17 protein-coding genes are annotated in these 17,274 nt (G+C 69.6%); 13 read left to right on the forward strand and 4 right to left on the reverse strand.

All coding sequences use genetic code 11. The features are described from left to right. Positions 1-100 precede the first annotated feature (100 nt). The 10 genes from STSP_RS16435 (at position 101) to pstB (ending at position 11,134) form a co-directional block, all read left to right on the forward strand. Positions 101-529: a GntR family transcriptional regulator gene (locus STSP_RS16435; RefSeq protein WP_067278111.1), complete on the forward strand. Its 429-nt coding sequence runs from the start codon at positions 101-103 to the stop codon at positions 527-529. Beyond that, positions 526-1,458: an ABC transporter ATP-binding protein gene (locus STSP_RS16440; RefSeq protein ID WP_067278113.1), complete on the forward strand. Its 933-nt coding sequence runs from the start codon at positions 526-528 to the stop codon at positions 1,456-1,458. The genes STSP_RS16435 and STSP_RS16440 overlap by 4 nt, the downstream gene beginning before the upstream one ends. Continuing rightward, complete coding sequence (locus STSP_RS16445) at positions 1,455-2,441, forward strand: ABC transporter permease (RefSeq protein WP_067278116.1); 987 nt, start codon at positions 1,455-1,457, stop codon at positions 2,439-2,441. The genes STSP_RS16440 and STSP_RS16445 overlap by 4 nt, the downstream gene beginning before the upstream one ends. Before the next feature lie 139 nt (positions 2,442-2,580). Beyond that, on the forward strand, positions 2,581-4,998 hold the full coding sequence (locus STSP_RS16450; RefSeq protein WP_408646307.1) for an RNA degradosome polyphosphate kinase: 2,418 nt from the start codon (positions 2,581-2,583) through the stop codon (positions 4,996-4,998). After that, complete coding sequence (locus STSP_RS40220; protein ID WP_067278120.1) at positions 4,976-6,160, forward strand: CHAD domain-containing protein; 1,185 nt, start codon at positions 4,976-4,978, stop codon at positions 6,158-6,160. The genes STSP_RS16450 and STSP_RS40220 overlap by 23 nt, the downstream gene beginning before the upstream one ends. Further along, the gene (locus STSP_RS40225) at positions 6,157-6,570 is read left to right on the forward strand and encodes an NUDIX hydrolase (protein WP_067278122.1); all 414 of its coding nucleotides are present in this window, start codon (positions 6,157-6,159) and stop codon (positions 6,568-6,570) included. Before STSP_RS40220 ends, STSP_RS40225 begins: the two co-directional genes overlap by 4 nt. A 448-nt stretch (positions 6,571-7,018) precedes the next feature. Further along, the gene (gene pstS, locus STSP_RS16465) at positions 7,019-8,152 is read left to right on the forward strand and encodes a phosphate ABC transporter substrate-binding protein PstS (RefSeq protein ID WP_067278125.1); all 1,134 of its coding nucleotides are present in this window, start codon (positions 7,019-7,021) and stop codon (positions 8,150-8,152) included. 101 nt (positions 8,153-8,253) lie between these two features. Beyond that, positions 8,254-9,261, forward strand: a complete 1,008-nt coding sequence (pstC, locus tag STSP_RS16470; RefSeq protein ID WP_067278128.1) for a phosphate ABC transporter permease subunit PstC — start codon at positions 8,254-8,256, stop codon at positions 9,259-9,261. Continuing rightward, entirely contained in the window at positions 9,258-10,319 is a 1,062-nt protein-coding gene (gene pstA, locus STSP_RS16475) for a phosphate ABC transporter permease PstA (protein ID WP_067278130.1), read from the forward strand. Before pstC ends, pstA begins: the two co-directional genes overlap by 4 nt. Before the next feature lie 38 nt (positions 10,320-10,357). Next, complete coding sequence (pstB, locus tag STSP_RS16480; protein WP_067278133.1) at positions 10,358-11,134, forward strand: phosphate ABC transporter ATP-binding protein PstB; 777 nt, start codon at positions 10,358-10,360, stop codon at positions 11,132-11,134. Positions 11,135-11,459: 325 nt separating this feature from the next. Here the strand turns inward: pstB and STSP_RS16485 are convergent, their stop codons facing one another. Continuing rightward, positions 11,460-12,458: an inorganic phosphate transporter gene (locus STSP_RS16485; protein ID WP_067278135.1), complete on the reverse strand. Its 999-nt coding sequence runs from the start codon at positions 12,456-12,458 to the stop codon at positions 11,460-11,462. A gap of 6 nt (positions 12,459-12,464) precedes the next feature. Beyond that, the gene (locus tag STSP_RS16490) at positions 12,465-13,085 is read right to left on the reverse strand and encodes a DUF47 domain-containing protein (RefSeq protein ID WP_067278137.1); all 621 of its coding nucleotides are present in this window, start codon (positions 13,083-13,085) and stop codon (positions 12,465-12,467) included. A 232-nt stretch (positions 13,086-13,317) separates the two neighbouring features. Between STSP_RS16490 and STSP_RS16495 the strand changes: the two genes are divergently transcribed. Beyond that, on the forward strand, positions 13,318-13,737 hold the full coding sequence (locus STSP_RS16495) for a metal-sensitive transcriptional regulator (RefSeq protein ID WP_107441313.1): 420 nt from the start codon (positions 13,318-13,320) through the stop codon (positions 13,735-13,737). A 250-nt stretch (positions 13,738-13,987) separates the two neighbouring features. Here the strand turns inward: STSP_RS16495 and STSP_RS40230 are convergent, their stop codons facing one another. Both STSP_RS40230 and STSP_RS16505 read right to left on the reverse strand, forming a co-directional pair. After that, positions 13,988-14,182: a hypothetical protein gene (locus tag STSP_RS40230; protein WP_067278140.1), complete on the reverse strand. Its 195-nt coding sequence runs from the start codon at positions 14,180-14,182 to the stop codon at positions 13,988-13,990. Positions 14,183-14,316: 134 nt separating this feature from the next. Then, on the reverse strand, positions 14,317-15,168 hold the full coding sequence (locus STSP_RS16505) for a hypothetical protein (RefSeq protein WP_067278143.1): 852 nt from the start codon (positions 15,166-15,168) through the stop codon (positions 14,317-14,319). A 137-nt stretch (positions 15,169-15,305) separates the two neighbouring features. Between STSP_RS16505 and STSP_RS39650 the strand changes: the two genes are divergently transcribed. Beyond that, positions 15,306-15,476, forward strand: coding sequence for a hypothetical protein (locus tag STSP_RS39650; protein WP_198547360.1), 171 nt, complete (start codon positions 15,306-15,308; stop codon positions 15,474-15,476). A 92-nt stretch (positions 15,477-15,568) separates the two neighbouring features. Continuing rightward, positions 15,569-17,149: an FAD-binding oxidoreductase gene (locus STSP_RS16510; protein WP_067278146.1), complete on the forward strand. Its 1,581-nt coding sequence runs from the start codon at positions 15,569-15,571 to the stop codon at positions 17,147-17,149. The last annotated feature ends 125 nt before the right edge of the window (positions 17,150-17,274 follow it).

The following is a 17,274-nucleotide window of genomic DNA, read 5'->3' on the forward strand; positions in this document are numbered from 1 at the left end:
CAAATCACCCGCCGCTGCTGACACACAACTCGGATCTTGACGCCACAGGCTCTGTACGCCACCCTTTCACTACTCAATTAGTGAAAGGGTGGTTGTACGAGTGGTCGAGTACCGCATCGACCGGCGCAGCGGCGTCGCCACCTATCTGCAGATCGTCCAGCAGACGAAACAGGCCCTGCGTCTGGGCCTGTTGGAGCCCGGCGACCAGCTCCCCACGGCCCGCGAGGTCGTGGAGGCCACGGCCATCAACCCGAACACCGTGCTGAAGGCCTACCGCGAGCTGGAGCGAGAGGGACTGGTCGAGGCCCGTCGCGGCCTCGGCACGTTCGTCCGCCGTGCGCTGGGTGCCGCGGCCGCCGGTTCGCCGCTGCGGTCCGAGCTCGCCGCGTGGGCGGCGCGGGCCCGCGCATCCGGCCTGGACCGGGACGACGTGGCAGCCCTGTTCGCCTCCGTACTGGACGAGCAGTTCGCCGACAGCACCGACAACACCGAGGGGGACGAAGCCATGAACAAGGGGGACAACGCATGACGGACACCGCCATCGAGGCGGCCGCACTGGGCAAGCGGTTCGGAGGGCCGTCGCGGCGCGGCGGCTGGGCGCTGCGGGACTGCGGCTTCCGGCTCCCGGCCGGCCGCATCTGCGCGGTCGTCGGACCCAACGGCGCGGGCAAGTCGACACTGCTCGCCCACGCGGCCGGGCTGCTCGAACCCACCGAGGGCACCCTCACCGTGCTCGGCTCCCACCCGTCCGCGGCCCGCGAGCGCATCGCGTACGTCGCCCAGGACAAGCCGCTGTACCCGCAGCTCACGGTCACCGAGACGCTGCGGCTGGGTCACGAGCTCAACCCGGGACGCTGGGACGCCGCCCTCGCCGAGAGGATCGTGACCGACGGGCACCTCGATCCGGCGGCCCGGATCCGGGACCTGTCCGGCGGACAGCGCACCCGGGTCGCCCTCGCCCTGGTCCTCGGCAAACGGCCCGAACTCCTCCTGCTCGACGAGCCGATGGCCGACCTCGACCCCCTGGCACGCCACCAGCTGATGGGGACGCTCCTCGCAGAGGCCGCCGAGCACGGCACGACGGTGGTGATGTCGTCGCACATCCTCGGCGAGCTCGCGCACGCCTGCGACTTCCTCCTCCTCGTCGGCGACGGCCGCATCCGCCTCGGCGGCGCCATCGACGACCTGGTCGCCGCGCACCGCTTGATCACCGGCCGCGGGCCGCTCACGGACGCGCTCGCCCCGCACACCGTCATCGAGTCCCGCGCCACCGGCCGCGGCCTCACCGCCCTGATCCGCCCTGCGGGCCCCATCGCCCCCGGCTGGGAAGCCGCGGAGCCATCCCTGGAGGACATCTTGCTCGCCCATCTGCGCTCACCGGACGCACCGGCGCTGCTCACGCCGGGCGCGACCGCCCGTTCCTCTGCTTCCGACATGTCCGCGGCGGTGACCGCATGAGCGCATCGGCAACCCTGCGGCGCAGCTCGGGCGGCCGCCTGCGCGGCCCGTACTGGACGACGGTCCGCCTCCACCGCGCCATCCTCTGGGGGGCGCTCGGGCTGGTGATCGCGGCGGCGGTGGTGGCGGTCGCCCTGCGTGTCTCGGCGGTGGTGATCCCCGAGCAGACAGACTGCGTCGGGGCCTGCACCGACACGTTCCTCGGATTCGACAGCGCCAGGGCCTTCCTCGGGATCACCGCCGATTACGCCGCCACAGCTCTGCTGTTCCTGCCGTTCCTCGTCGGCGCCGTCGTGGCGGGACCGGTCATCGCCCGCGAGCTGGAGAGCGGGACGCACCGGCTCGCCTGGACCCAGTCGGCGTCCCCGGCACGCTGGCTCGCGGCGAAGCTGACGGTGGCCGCCGTCGCGACGACCGCCCTGGTGCTCGCCCTGGTAGGGAGCTACCAGTTCCTCAGGGCACCCGTCGCGGGCACTTACAACCAGCGCTGGGTGGACCGGGGCGTCTTCGAGGCGTACGGCCCCGTACTCATCGCGTACTGCCTCCTGGCCGTCGCCATCGGAGCGCTCGCCGGCCTGGTGGTACGCCGCACCCTCCCCGCCATGGCGATCGCCGGGGTGGTCTCGCTGTCCATGATCCTGGCCGTCGGCTCGGTGCGCTGGGACGTGTTCCCGGTACGCACGATCACGGGCTCGGGAACGGGGAGAATGGACGGGACGATGGCCATCGGACGGGACTCCTTCCTCATGCAGTCCGGCTATGTCACAGCCTCGGGGGACCGCCTCCCGTACAACGCCTGCTGGCAACGCACCCGCGACTTCGACAGCTGTCCCGCCGACCTCAACATCACCGGCTGGTACGTCGACTTCCACCCCCACACCCACTTCTGGTGGGTCACGTTCGCCGAGACCGCGATCATGCTGGCCCTGGCCGCCGCGGCTGCCTGGGCGGCGTTCCGCCTGCTGCGCCGCAGAACCGTATGACGTAGGGTGCCGCCACCCCCGAGAGGGAGCGCAGGCACCCGGCCCCCGGCGCCGCAAGTCGCCCGGGGGCCGCCCTCCGCTATCCCGCACGTCATGTCGCCGTAACCGACGATTCAGACGGCCTTGCGACGCTCGGTGAATGACGCCCGAGGTGCCCGACCCGCCCCCTGGCTCCCGGAACGGGAGGCTTCGCCTCACCTCCCCTTTGGAGCCCGCACTTTCTGACGCGCCCGTAATGCTCTCGGCGCGGAACAATGGTTCCATGAACCAGCCCGACACCAAGGCAGACGCCCACCCGTCTCCCACCACCGCCCTTGGTGGAGACCCTTCGGGTCGCGGAGATATTCAGAACGCGCAGCCCTCCGTGGGCTCCATCGCCGCGCACCGCCCGCACACGCTCGCGGCGGCCGTCTCCGAACTGGAGCCGGACATCGACTCGGTCGACGCGGACCTGGATGCGTACATGCAGAAGGGTTTCGGCGCTGACCTGCCGGACGGCCGGTTCCTGGATCGCGAACGCAGCTGGCTCGCGTTCAACGAGCGCGTGCTCGAGCTCGCCGAGGACCCCCACACGCCCCTCCTGGAGCGCGCCAACTTCCTCGCGATCTTCGCCAGCAACCTGGACGAGTTCTTCATGGTCCGGGTCGCCGGCCTGAAGCGCCGTATCGCGACCGGTGTCGCCACCCGGTCCGCCTCCGGTCTGCAGCCGCGCGAGGTCCTGGAGATGATCTGGGCCCGCTCCCGCGAGCTCATGGCCCGGCACGCCGCCTGCTACCAGGACGACGTCGCCCCGGCGCTGGCCGAGGAGGGCATCCACCTGGTCCGCTGGAACGAGCTGACGGAGAAGGAGCAGGCCCGCCTGTTCACGCTCTTCCGGCACCAGATCTTCCCGGTGCTGACGCCGCTGGCCGTGGACCCGGCGCACCCGTTCCCCTATATCTCCGGCCTCTCGCTCAACCTCGCGGTCGTCGTCCGCAACCCGGTCTCCGGCCACCGCCACTTCGCCCGCGTCAAGGTGCCGCCGCTGCTGTCCCGCTTCCTGGAGGCGTCGCCGAACCGCTACGTCCCCATCGAGGACGTCATCGCCGCGCACCTGGAGGAGCTGTTCCCGGGCATGGAGGTGCTGGAGCACCACATGTTCCGCCTCACCCGGAACGAGGACCTGGAGGTCGAGGAGGACGACGCCGAGAACCTGCTCCAGGCCCTGGAGAAGGAGCTCATGCGGCGCCGCTTCGGCCCGCCGGTGCGCCTCGAGGTCGAGGAGTCGATCGACCGCTACGTCCTGGACCTGCTGGTACGCGAGCTGAAGATCAGCGAGGCCGAGGTGTACCCGCTGCCGGGCCCGCTCGACCTCACCGGCCTCTTCGGTATAGCCAAGCTGGACCGGCCGGAGCTGAAGTACCCCAAGTTCATCGCGGGCACCCACCGGGACCTCGCCGAGGTCGAGTCCGCGTCCGCGCCCGATATCTTCGCGGCGCTGCGCGAGCGGGACGTGCTGCTGCACCACCCGTACGACTCGTTCTCCACGTCCGTGCAAGCGTTCCTGGAGCAGGCCGCGGGCGACCCGGACGTCCTCGCGATCAAGCAGACGCTGTACCGCACCTCCGGCGACTCGCCGATCGTCGACGCACTGATAGACGCCGCCGAGTCCGGCAAGCAGGTGCTGGTCCTCGTCGAGATCAAGGCACGCTTCGACGAGCAGGCCAACATCAAATGGGCCCGCAAGCTGGAGGAGGCCGGCTGCCATGTCGTGTACGGCCTGGTCGGCCTGAAGACCCACTGCAAGCTGTCGCTGGTGGTGCGCCAGGAGGGCGACACCCTCGTCCGCTACAGCCATGTCGGTACGGGCAACTACCACCCGAAGACCGCCCGGCTCTACGAGGACCTGGGGCTGCTCACCGCGGACCCGCAGGTCGGCGCCGACCTGTCGGACCTCTTCAACCGGCTGTCGGGCTACTCGCGCCGCGAAACGTACCGCCGCCTCCTCGTCGCGCCGAAGTCGCTGCGCGACGGCCTGATCTCACGGATCAACAAGGAGGCCCAGCACCACCGCGCCGGCCGCCCGGCCTACGTACGCATCAAGGTCAACTCGATGGTCGACGAAGCGGTCATCGACGCCCTGTACCGCGCCTCGCAGGCGGGCGTGCCGGTGGACGTGTGGGTGCGCGGCATCTGTGCGGTGCGGCCTGGCGTCCCGGGCCTGTCCGAGAACATCCGCGTACGCTCCGTCCTCGGCCGCTTCCTCGAGCACTCCCGTGTCTTCGCCTTCGGCAACGGCGGCGAGCCGGAGGTGTGGATCGGCAGCGCCGACATGATGCACCGCAACCTCGACCGCCGGATCGAGGCACTGGTCAGGGTCTCCGACCCGGCCCACCGGGCGGCCCTCAGCCGGCTGCTCGAAACCGGTATGTCCGACACCACGTCCTCCTGGCACCTGGGGCCCGACGGAACCTGGGCCCGTCACTCGTCCGACGGCGACGGTCAGCCGCTGCGGAACGTCCAGGAGATGCTGATAGACGCCCGGAGGCGCCGGCGTGGCACAGCAGCAACACCATGAGCGCGAGGCAGCCCCCGCAGGAGAGGTCCTTACGGCCTATCTGCAGGGCCAGGCGACGGAGTTCCTGCGCTCCCTACGACTGCACAGGGAGAGCGGGGGCTCCGGCGGAAGCTTGAACGGGGGTTCCAACGGGGGGTCCAAGGGGGTTTCCAACGGGGCCAAGGGGGGTGCCGGCGGAGGTTCCGGCGCGCCCGAGGAGACGGTCGACGCGGTGCGCGCCCTGCGCCGCTCGGCCCGCCGCATCAGCGGCACCCTGCACACGTTCCGCCCGCTGCTCGACGCCGAATGGTCCGATGCCCTCCGCCCCGAACTGGCCTGGCTCTCGGGCACCCTGGCCCGCGAACACGCCTACGCATCGCGCCTGAACCGCTTGCTGGGCGCACTGCAACGCCTGTCGGGCAGACAACTGACGCTGACCGCTTCGGCTGTCGGCAGTCGTTCCGACTCGGCCACCGCTGTGGGCAGTCGTTCCGCTGGGGCGGAACGGGTGGGCCCCCCGGGCCCCGACGACGTCGGCTCGCAAACCCCGCCCGCGGGCGGCACCCTCACCGTGGGCGCAGCCAAAGCGGGCGCCCTACTGGAGCGCCAGCTGACCCTGGCCCGGACAAGGGCCCACTCGGCAGCACTGGAAGCGCTCGGCTCCTCCCGCTTCCACGCGGTCGCGGACAGCGTCGCCGTACTCGCCAGCGAGGTCCCGCTCGCCCCCAACGCGGCACGGATCGACGCCCTGAAACCGCTGGCCGCGGCCGCGGAGGACCGCCTGATCGAGGCGGTGAAGGCGCTGCCTCTGTGCCGGGCCGGCCTCCCCTACAACGCGGAGGCCCTGATCCACGGCCTGGCGGCCGACCCGTCGCCGCAGCCGCAGGACGCCCCCTGGCACCAGGTCCGGCTGCTGCTGCGCCTGCACCGCTACGCACGGGAGGTACTGCACGGCGAGGAGGGCGTCGACGCACGCCTCCTCGAGGCCGGGCAGGCCCTGGACCAGCACCGGGACGCGGCGGAGGCGGCTGCCGCCGCGGCCGCGGCGGCCCGGACTCCCCGGATCGCCCCGGCGACGGCTTACGCGCTCGGGGTACTCCACGCAGATCAGCGACACGAGGTCGAGGCGGCCCGGTTCGCGTTCCAGCGGGTCTGGCTGCGGGAGGCGGTGAGCACCACGTGAGCAACGACGTCGTATGGGCAGCGGGCTGCGTCCTGTGGCGGAGTTCCCCTGCCGCCGGGCAACTGGAGATCTGCCTGGTGCACAGGCCGAAGTACGACGACTGGTCGCACCCGAAGGGCAAGGCGAAGCGCGGCGAGGACCTGGCGGCGTGCGCGGTGCGGGAGGTCGCGGAGGAGACGGGCCACGCGTGCGTGCTCGGCCCCCGCCTCCCCACCCTCCACTACATCGCGAGCGGTCGCCCCAAACTGGTGGCGTACTGGGCCGCAGAAGCGGGCGAAGGCCACTTCACCCCCACCCGAGAGGTAGACCGCCTCCTCTGGCTCCCCCCAGAGGAGGCCCGCCCCCACCTGACCCACCCCCGAGACCAACAACTGGTAGACGACCTACTCGCGGCCCTGCACCTCGCGTAGCGCTTACTGCTGTGGGCAATCGTTCCGCTGGGGCGGAACGGGTGGGCACAGCCCACGACGCACAGAGCCCCTCACATGGCGGGTGAGCACTCCCACCCGTTGGGGCACCCGAAAAAACCGGGCCGCCCCAACCCCGCAGAGGGCGCCCCCGCCAGAAGGCGCGCCCCCGCCAGAAGCCGTAAGCATTCCGTGACCTCACCGCACCGTCCACCGAGGTTCACCCCTCGTTCACTTACGCCCATCGGCCACGTCACCTGTCCTGCCTAATTTCGGCCCTACCGGGTGCGTGCCGCTCATGGGGGCGGCAACCCGGACCGCATAGCTGAACAGGACGCTGCGCAGCAGAACCCGCTGCCCGGCCCCACCGGGCCCCACCCCGGAGCAGCCGCACACACCCGATATCGCACGCCGCCCCGGACGGGCGGCTCCTGGAAGGAACTCCCGAAAAGTGAAGCTTCAGCGCAAGAACCGGCTTCGCGCCCTCTCCCTCGGTGCCGTCGCCGTCTCCGGCGCCCTGGCCCTCACGGCGTGCGGCTCCGACGAAACGGGCACCACGAGTGGTGGCAACGGCTCGGAGACGACCGCAGCGGGCTCCAACATCGACTGCGGCGACGCCAAGGGCCAGCTGCTGGCCGACGGCTCCTCCGCGCAGAAGAACGCGATCGACGCGTGGGTCAAGGCGTTCACGGCCCAGTGCTCGGGCGTGCAGATCAACTACAAGGGTGGCGGCTCCGGCGCCGGTGTCACCGCGTTCACCCAGGGCCAGGTGGCCTTCGCCGGCTCCGACTCCGCGCTGAAGCCCGAAGAGGTCACCGCCTCCAAGCAGGTCTGCGACGGCGGCCAGGGCATCGACCTCCCGATGGTCGGCGGCCCGATCGCGGTCGGCTACAACGTCCCGGGTGTCGACAACCTCGTCCTGGACGCCCCGACCCTCGCCAAGATCTTCGACAGCAAGATCACCAACTGGAACGACGAGGCGATCGCGAAGCTGAACCCCGACGCCAAGCTGCCCGACCTCAAGATCCAGGCGTTCCACCGCTCCGACGAGTCCGGCACCACGGACAACTTCACCAAGTACCTGATCGCCACGACGCCGGAGAACTGGAAGTACTCCGGTGGCAAGGCCTGGCAGGCCAAGGGCGGCCAGTCCGCCTCGGGCTCCTCCGGTGTCGCCCAGCAGGTGAAGCAGACCAAGGGCGCCATCAGCTACATGGAGCTGTCGTACGCCAAGGACGGCATCGACGCGGCCAGCATCGACACGGGCGCCTCCGCTCCGGTCGAGGCCACCGTCGCGAACGCCACCAAGGCCATCGCGGACGCCAAGGTCGTCGGCACCGGCAAGGACCTGGCGCTCAAGCTGAACTACGCCACCAAGGCCGAGGGCGCCTACCCGATCACCCTGGTCACGTACGAGATCGTCTGCGACAAGGGGAACAAGGCGGACACCCTGCCCGCCACCAAGGCGTTCCTGACCTACATCGCCTCCGAGGAGGGTCAGAAGATCCTCACCGAGAACGACTACGCCCCCATGCCCGAAGACATCATCACCAAGGTCCGCACCACCATCGAGGGCCTGAGCTGACCTGAGTGCGGTCCGGTCCCACCCGGGGCCGGACCGCACCGTCCGGTGCACCGCCGCCAGGAGCCGCACACCGCGTACGGCTTCGCAGACCGGAGAACCCGATGGATATATCGACACACAACACCCAAGCGCCTCCCCCGGCCCCACAGCCGGCCGCGACCGTGCAGAAGCGCGCGGCCCGCGGCGCCACCCGCCCCGGCGACCGGATCTTCCTCGGTCTCTCCCGCGGGTCTGGCATCTTCCTGCTGGTGATCATGGCCGCGATCGCGGTCTTCCTCACCTATCGCGCCTCGCTCGCGATCAGCAAGGACGAGGGCAACTTCCTCACCACCTTCGAGTGGAACACCAACCTCAACCCGCCGGTCTTCGGCATCGCCGTTCTGGCCTTCGGCACGGTGGTCTCCTCGATCATCGCCATGGTCATCGCGGTCCCGATCGCCGTCGCCATCGCGCTGTTCATCACGCACTACGCCCCGCGCAAGCTCGGCGGCCCCCTCGCATACGTGATCGACCTGCTCGCCGCCGTGCCGTCCATCGTGTACGGCCTCTGGGGCGCCCTCATCCTCGTACCGCAGATGGACGGCCTCTTCGGCTGGCTGGACAGCTACCTCGGCTGGACCGGCATCTTCTCCTGGGACGGAGGTCCCCCGCGCTCGATGCTGACGGTCGGCATCCTGCTCGCGATCATGATCTTGCCGATCATCACCAACGTGAGCCGCGAGGTCTTCCGCCAGGTCCCGCAGATGCACGAGGAGGCGGCCCTGGCGCTCGGCGCCACCCGCTGGGAGGTCATCCGCATGTCGGTCCTCCCCTTCGGCCGCTCCGGCGTGATCTCCGCCTCGATGCTCGGCCTCGGCCGCGCCCTCGGCGAGACCATGGCCGTGGCCACCGTGCTCTCCCCCGACTTCGACATCCACGCCAGCCTGCTCAACGCGGGCGGCGGAACCTTCGCCCAGAACATCGCCAGCAAGTTCGGTGAGGCGTCCGAGTTCGGCCGTGACGCGCTGATCGCCTCTGGTCTGGTCCTGTTCGTCATCACCCTGCTGGTCAACGGCGCGGCCCGCGCGATCATCGCCCGCCGCAAGGAGTACTCGGGGGCCAACGCATGAGCAACGCCGTCATCGCCGACAAGCGCCCCAGCAGCCTGCATGGCGCCCGTCTGCCCAAGTGGTCCCCGTACGCCATCGCGGTCGGCTCCGTCGCCGTCGCGATCGCCATCGGCCTGGGCGCCGGCCTCGACAGCCGCATCCAGTGGGGCCTGATCGCCGCGATCCTCTTCGTCCTCGGCACGTACGGCATCGCCGCCCGCGTCGAGGGCTCCCGCCAGGCCAAGGACCGCATCGCCACGTCTCTGGTCTGGGTGGCCTTCCTGCTCGCCGTCGTCCCGCTGGTCTCCCTGATCTGGGAGACCGTGAAGCGCGGTGTGAAGGTCCTCGACATCTACTTCCTGACCCACTCCATGGGCGTGGTCGCCGACTCCGAGCCGGGCGGCGGTATCTACCACGCCATCCTCGGCACCCTGGAGCAGGTCGGCCTCGCCACCCTGATCGCCGCGCCGATCGGCGTGCTCACCGCGATCTACCTGGTGGAGTACGGCAGCGGGAACCTCGCCCGGGCCATCACCTTCTTCGTCGACGTCATGACCGGTATCCCGTCGATCGTCGCGGGTCTGTTCATCCTCAGCCTCATGCTGATGCTGGAGCTGCAGCCCTTCGGCTTCGCCGGCTCGCTGGCGCTCGCGATCCTGATGATGCCGGTGGTCGTCCGCTCCACGGAGGAGATGCTCAAGCTCGTCCCGAACGAGCTGCGCGAGGCCTCCCTGGCGCTCGGCGTCCCCAAGTGGCGCACCATCCTGAAGGTGGTCGTACCGACCTCCATCGGCGGCATCACGACCGGCATCATGCTGGCGGTCGCCCGTATCACCGGTGAGACCGCACCGGTGCTGCTGCTGGTGTTCGGCAACAGCTTCATCAACGCCAACCCCTTCGAGGGTGCGCAGGCGTCGCTGCCGCTGTACATCTACCAGCAGTGGGCGAATAGCGCCGGCAACGAGGCGGCGTACGACCGCGCCTGGGCGGCGTCGCTCACGCTGATCGCCTTCGTGATGATCCTCAACCTGGTGGCCCGCGGCATCGCCCGCTGGAAGGCCCCGAAGACCGGTCGCTGACGCGACCCCACAGCGACTGATCTGGAAGTGAAGTAGTCATGGCCAAGCGAATCGACGTAAGCGGTCTCACCGCCTACTACGGCTCCCACAAGGCGATCGAAGACATCTCGATGACGGTCGAGCCGCGCTCGGTGACGGCCTTCATCGGCCCCTCCGGCTGCGGCAAGTCGACGTTCCTGCGCACGCTGAACCGCATGCACGAGGTCACCCCCGGTGGCCGCGTCGAGGGCAAGGTGCTCCTGGACGACGAGGACCTGTACGGCGCCGGCGTCGACCCGGTCGCGGTGCGCCGCACGATCGGCATGGTCTTCCAGCGCCCCAACCCCTTCCCCACCATGTCGATCTACGACAACGTGGCGGCGGGCCTGCGCCTCAACGGCTCGTACAAGAAGAGCGAGCTGAACGACATCGTCGAGCGGTCCCTCAAGGGCGCGAACCTCTGGAACGAGGTCAAGGACCGCCTGAACAAGCCCGGCTCGGGCCTGTCCGGCGGCCAGCAGCAGCGTCTGTGCATCGCCCGCGCGATCGCCGTCGAGCCGGACGTCCTGCTGATGGACGAGCCCTGCTCCGCCCTGGACCCGATCTCGACCCTCGCCATCGAGGACCTGATCGGCGACCTGAAGGAGCGCTTCACGATCGTCATCGTGACGCACAACATGCAGCAGGCGGCCCGCGTCTCCGACCGCACCGCGTTCTTCAACCTCGCCGCCGTCGGCCAGCCCGGCCGGCTCATCGAGATCGACGACACGGAGCGGATCTTCTCCAACCCGTCCGTCCAGGCGACCGAGGACTACATCTCGGGCCGCTTCGGCTGATCCCGCCGGACCCCTTGCGGTGCTGCATGGCGGTGCCACCGCAAGGAAAAGGGCCCGCCCCCTGGCTCCCGGGGGGCGGGCCCATTTTCGTTCCGCTACGTGTGCGTCTGCCCTTTGCGGCACCATCGTGGCTGGTCGCGCAGTTCCCCGCGCCCCTTCAGGGCGCTACCGCTGCGTGCGCAGTGGGCGCCGCGCCGCAACCCCTACCGCTGTGGGCAATCGTTCCGCAGGGCTGGGGGCACCTCCCAGCGGTAGCTGGGGGAGGGTGGGCACAGCCCCACGACGGCGGGCACCCCGACAACTAGGGCAGCCACTCATGAGGGGGCTAGCCAAAGGCCAGCAGCACAACCCAATAGCTGAGCGCAGCGACAACGGCAGCAGCCGGCATGGTGATGAACCACCCAAGAACAATGTTCTTGGCAACCCCCCACCGCACAGCATTAACCCGCTTCGTCGCCCCCACACCCATAATCGCCGACGTGATCACATGCGTCGTCGAAATAGGCGCATGAAAAAGAAACGCGGAGCCGAACATGATCGACGCCCCCGTCGTCTCCGCGGCAAACCCCTGCGGCGGATCCAACTCAATGATCTTCCGCCCCAGCGTCCGCATGATGCGCCACCCACCCGCATACGTGCCCAGCGACAGCATCACCGCACAGACGATCTTCACCCAGACCGGAATCGGATCCCCGTAGTCCTCGACATCGGCGATGACCAGCGCCATCACCACGATGCCCATCGTCTTCTGCGCGTCCTGCAGACCATGCCCGAGCGCCATACCGGCCGCCGACACCGTCTGCGCGATACGGAACCCGCGCTTGGCCTTGCTCGGATTGGTCTTGCGGAAGATCCACATGATCGCGCACATCACGAGATAACCGGCAGTGAGACCGACGACCGGCGACACGAACATCGGAATGATGATCTTGTCGACGACCCCGCTCCAGTACACGGTGATGCCACCCGCGAGCGCCGCGCCCACCATGCCGCCGAAGAGCGCGTGCGACGAGGACGACGGCAGCCCGAAGTACCAGGTGATCAGGTTCCAGATGATCGCGCCGACGAGCGCGGCGAAGAGGATGCCCATCCCCTTGTGGCCCTCGGGCGTGGCGATCAGGCCCTCACTGACGGTCTTGGCGACCCCGCTGCCGAGGAACGCGCCGGCGAGGTTCATCACCGCGGCCATCGCGAGCGCCGCGCGCGGGGTCAGCGCCCGCGTGGACACGGATGTCGCGATCGCGTTGGCCGAGTCGTGGAAACCGTTCGTATACGTGAAAAAAAGCGCGACCCCAATGGTCACGACCAGGGCAAACGTGTCCACGAAGCCTCAGGACTCCTTGACCGCGATGGTCTCCACCGTGTTGGCCACGTGCTCGAACGCGTCAGCCGCCTCCTCCAGCACATCCACGATCTGCTTGAGCTTCAGCACCTCGATGGCGTCGTACTTGCCGTTGAAGAGGTGGGCCAGCAGCTTGCGGTGGATCTGGTCGGCCTGGTTCTCGAGGCGGTTGACCTCGATCCAGTACTCGGTGAGGTTCTCCATCGTCCGCAGGTGGGGCATCGCCTCGGCGGTCAGCTCGGCAGCCCGCGCCAGCACCTCGATCTGCTGCTCGACGCCCTTCGGGAGCTCCTCGATCTGGTACAGCACGACCAGGTCGACGGCCTCCTCCATGAAGTCCATGATGTCGTCGAGGGACGAGGCGAGGGAGTAAATGTCCTCACGGTCGAAAGGCGTGATGAAGGAGGAGTTCAGCTGATGGAAGATCGCGTGAGTAGCGTCGTCTCCCGCGTGCTCCGCGGCCCTCATCCGTTCCGCGATCTCGGCCCGGGCGGAGGCGTCCGCCCCGAGCAGTTCCATGAGGAGCTTCGAGCCCGTGACGATGTTGTCCGCGGAGGCGGCGAACATGTCGTAGAAGCTCGTCTCCCTGGGGGTCAGACGAAAGCGCACGTGGGATCCTCGGGGTGCTTTGGTTTCGATCGGTGCTCTGATGTCGGTCAGGGTGATGCTAGGCGCATCATCCGGCCACGGCGAACCGGCGTTTCCCAGTGTCGCCCATGAAGCACAGTGGCCAGCACGGGGTCCCGTCAACCGTTCAGTACCCAGGAAAATTCGGTACCATATACCCAGTAGGGGTATACGGAACAAGCCAGACCAGCAGCCACTGCAGCAGGAGGACGCGATGACGACCGCCAAGGCCGACGCGACGACCGGCGAAGCGCCCTCCACGACCACAGCGGCCACCGACGCCACAGAGGTCCCCGGCGTGACGGACGCGACAGCCGCGAGCGGCCAGATCGTGACGGACCACGACCGCGGCATCCACGGCTACCACAAGCAGAAGGAAGAGCACCTCAAGCGCCTGCGCCGCATCGAGGGCCAGATCCGCGGCCTGCAGCGCATGGTCGACGAGGACGTCTACTGCATCGACATACTCACCCAGGTCTCGGCATCCACCAAGGCCCTGCAGTCCTTCGCCCTCCAGCTCCTCGAGGAACACCTCCGCCACTGCGTCGCCGACGCGGCCCTCAAGGGCGGCGAAGAAATCGACGCAAAGGTAGAAGAAGCCACCAAGGCAATCGCCCGCCTACTGCGCACCTAGCGCTCCGCGGGAAGCGCCGCGATATGCCGCGATCGTCTTCGTCTGCGGCACCGTCGTGGCTGGTCGCGCAGTTCCCCGCGCCCCTTCAGGGCGCTGCCGCGCCACCACCGACCGCTGTGGGCAATCGTTCCGCAGGGCTGGGGGCACCTCCTGGGGGTACCCCCAGCGTTAGCTGGGGAGGGTGGGCACAGCCCACGACGTACGGCCACCCGACAACTAGCGCGCCCAACGAATCGGACGGCGCCCCCGACTAGCAGCAGTACTTAGACGCCCCGAAGTCGGAGTCCCGCTCAGAGACCCGCAAGACCTCATCAATGAGGTCAGAACTAAGCCGCTCCTCCCGCGAAGCGGACGCCGCGATAATGAGCTCCCCGCACAACTCGATCTCGGCAAGGGCAACGTGGTCCTGAACACCCGTACCGCCGCGCACCGGAGCCACGTTCATCACCTCTCCCTGCCGCCCGCCGCAGCCGACTTCCAAGAGTAGGGAGAGCCCTACGCACCGCGCATGGCACGGAAGGACCATTTCCAGCCGCCCGCCCGGGTCGGCCCCAGAGCGCCACCCGCGCGGCCGCCGGGTCACTCCTCCGCGATCTTCCCCGCGAAGATGTCCTCCGCGTCCGGCAGTTCCACACTCACCGGCACCCCGAAGTCGTACAACAACGTGGTCGACGCCACATCGACGTCCCGCTTCTTCCCGCCGCCGTCCCCGTTGTTGGCGAAACTGAACTGGTGCCGGACCTTCCGCACCCGCCCCTGGTCGTCAAGGTACGCATCGAACGGCACCTCCCCCTTGGCGAACCCTTTCGCCGCCGCCTTGAACGCACCACGCTGACCGTCCGACGCCCGCTTCGCGGCCCGAGCCAGAACGGCGGTGCCCCGGTAGTGCCGGACGGGCGTCCCCGCGACCTCCGATTCCCCCACATACGTCACATCCTGCGCACCCCGCAGGAGTTCGGCGGCGGCGAGCGGATCGGTGGCACCGCCGGTGACGAGGTTGCCGTCGGACAGCGTGGTGGTGTCAACGCGCACCCACTTGTCCGCGGGCACGCCCGCGCCCCGGTTCTTCATGTACAGCGCGCCGGGCGCGAGCAGTTCGGTGATCGGCCGGTGCTTGTCGACCCCGGCCGGGTCCTGCGGCAGCACGACCTTCAGCCGCCCGAGCCGCGCCCGGTAGTCATAGACGCCCTCGCCGCGGATGGTCACACGCGTGCCCCCGGTGGCCATCTCCATCGACGTACGCGCTTTGGAGGAGCCCTGCTGGACCAGGATGTCGGCGGCCTGGCGCACGGCGTCGACGGGATCGGCGGGGCGCTGGCTGTCGGCGGCGGCTCCGCTGCCGGAACAGCCGGTGGCGCCGGACATCAACCCCATCGCCGCGGCGGCCGCGGCGAACACCGTGCCCCTCCTGCCCTGCTGCTGCACCACCATCGCCCGCCGACCCCCAAGCCTGTCTCTGCGTGTCGGACCCCCTGTCGTTCCGCTTAACGACGGGTCGGGAAGGTCGTCACGCGCCTGGAGTGCACAGAACGCGCCAGATTCGCACGGGCGCTCGGTACCGTATAGCCGTGGCGCAACAGCAACAGACAGCAGAGCCCATACCGGACGAACACCGCACGACGACGGTGGAGAAGGGTCGTTTCTGCGTCGCCCACTGCACCTGCGGCTGGCGCGGCCCTGCCCGCAGAGCGCGCAGCCTGGCCCGCACCGACGCGGAGTCCCACAGCACGGCGCCCTGAACCCCAGGAAGCCGCGGAACGTTTCGCTCCACCGTGGAACCCCTGCCCCTCAGCCCCGTCTGGTTCCAAGAGGAACCACGGGGAGGGCGCTCATGTTGCGGCGTACGTTCATCACGGCGGTGCCGGCCGCGCTGGCCGCGGGAGCCGCCACAGCATGCAGCAGCACGACCGGCGACGGCGGCAACGGCGAGTCCTCCGCAGCCACGGACACCGCGGACACGGCGGGCACCAGCACGGCGTCCGGCGCCGCGACCACGGGATCCCCCGGCGCTGGCTGGAATGCGCTCGCCAAGGACCTCGACGGGCCGCTCGTCCGGCCGGGTGACTCCGCCTGGGCATCGGCCCGACAGCTCTACAACACCCGCTTCGACACCCTGAACCCCGCCGCCGTCGCCTACGTCGCGCACGCCGACGACATCCGCACGGTCCTCTCCTACGCCCGCGCCCACAAGGTCCCCGTCGCCATCCGCAACGGCGGCCACTCCTACGCCGGCTGGTCGTCGGGCGACGGCCGCCTCATCGTCGACGTGTCGAAGCTCGCCACGGTCCGGGCCTCCGGCGGCGAGGCCGTCATCGGCGCCGGCGCCAAACTCATCGACGTCTATCGCGGGCTCGCGGCGAAGGGCGTGACGATCCCCGCGGGCTCCTGCCCCAGCGTCGGCGTCTCGGGCCTCACCCTCGGCGGCGGCCACGGCGTCGTCTCGCGGGCATACGGCCTGACCTGCGACAGCCTCATCCAGGCCACGCTGATCACGGCCGACGACAGGCAACTCACGGCGAACGCGAAGGAGAACAGCGACCTCTTCTGGGCCCTGCGCGGCGCCGGCAACGGCAACTTCGGCGTCGTCACAGAGCTCCGCTTCCGTACGCACCCGGCACCGCAGGGCGTCACCGCCACCATGTCCTGGCCCTGGTCCCGAGCCGCCGCCGTTCTGACGGCATGGCAGGAGTGGGGTCCCGACCAGCCCGACGAGATCTGGTCGTCCTGCCATCTCGAGAACGCCGCGGGCGGCACCCCCGCCGTCGCCGTCAGGGCGTTCTCCCTCGGCACCTACGGCGAGCTGCAGAACGCCGTCGACCGGCTGGCCTCCGCGATCGGCGCCCCGGCGAGCAACGTCTCGCTGAAACGCCGGTCGTACGAGCAGTCGATGGAGTTCTACGCCGGCTGCTCCGCATACGCCGACGACGCGATGTGCCACCTCCCCGGCTCCACGCCCGGCCGGAACCCGCAGGGCGCGCTCGGCCGCGAGACGTACGCCGCCGCGTCGGATTTCTTCGACCGGTCGATCTCCGCGGACGGTGTCCGGACGCTGCTGAACCGGATCCGCTCCGTCAGCGGCGGCACGGGCAGCATCGCCCTGACCGCGCTCGGCGGCGCCGTGAACCGCGTCGACCCGACGGCCACCGCCTTCGTCCACCGCCGCTCGCGCATGCTCGCGCAGTACATCGCAGCCTGGCGCCCCGGCACGGCGGGCACAGCGGCCCGCTCCTGGCTGGCCGAAACCCACCGCTCCATGGCCCCCCACGCCTCAGGAGCGGCCTACCAGAACTACTCGGACCCCACCCTCACGAACTGGCGCAGGGCGTACTACGGGGACTCGGCCCCCCGCCTGCAGAAACTGAAGACCAAGTACGACCCGAAGGGCTTCTTCGCCTACCCCCAGGCGCTCTAAGCAGGTGGGATGAGGTCGGCTGCGGTTCGGCAGCGCCCCAAAGGGGCGCGGGGCTGTATCGATATGCGGCTCCGCCGCGGGGGCGCGACCAGCCACGACGGCGCCGCAGCGAGAACACGACACAT

It is taken from the genome of Streptomyces jeddahensis (assembly GCF_001642995.1).
In the GTDB taxonomy this organism is placed as follows: Bacteria; Actinomycetota; Actinomycetes; order Streptomycetales; family Streptomycetaceae; genus Streptomyces; species Streptomyces jeddahensis.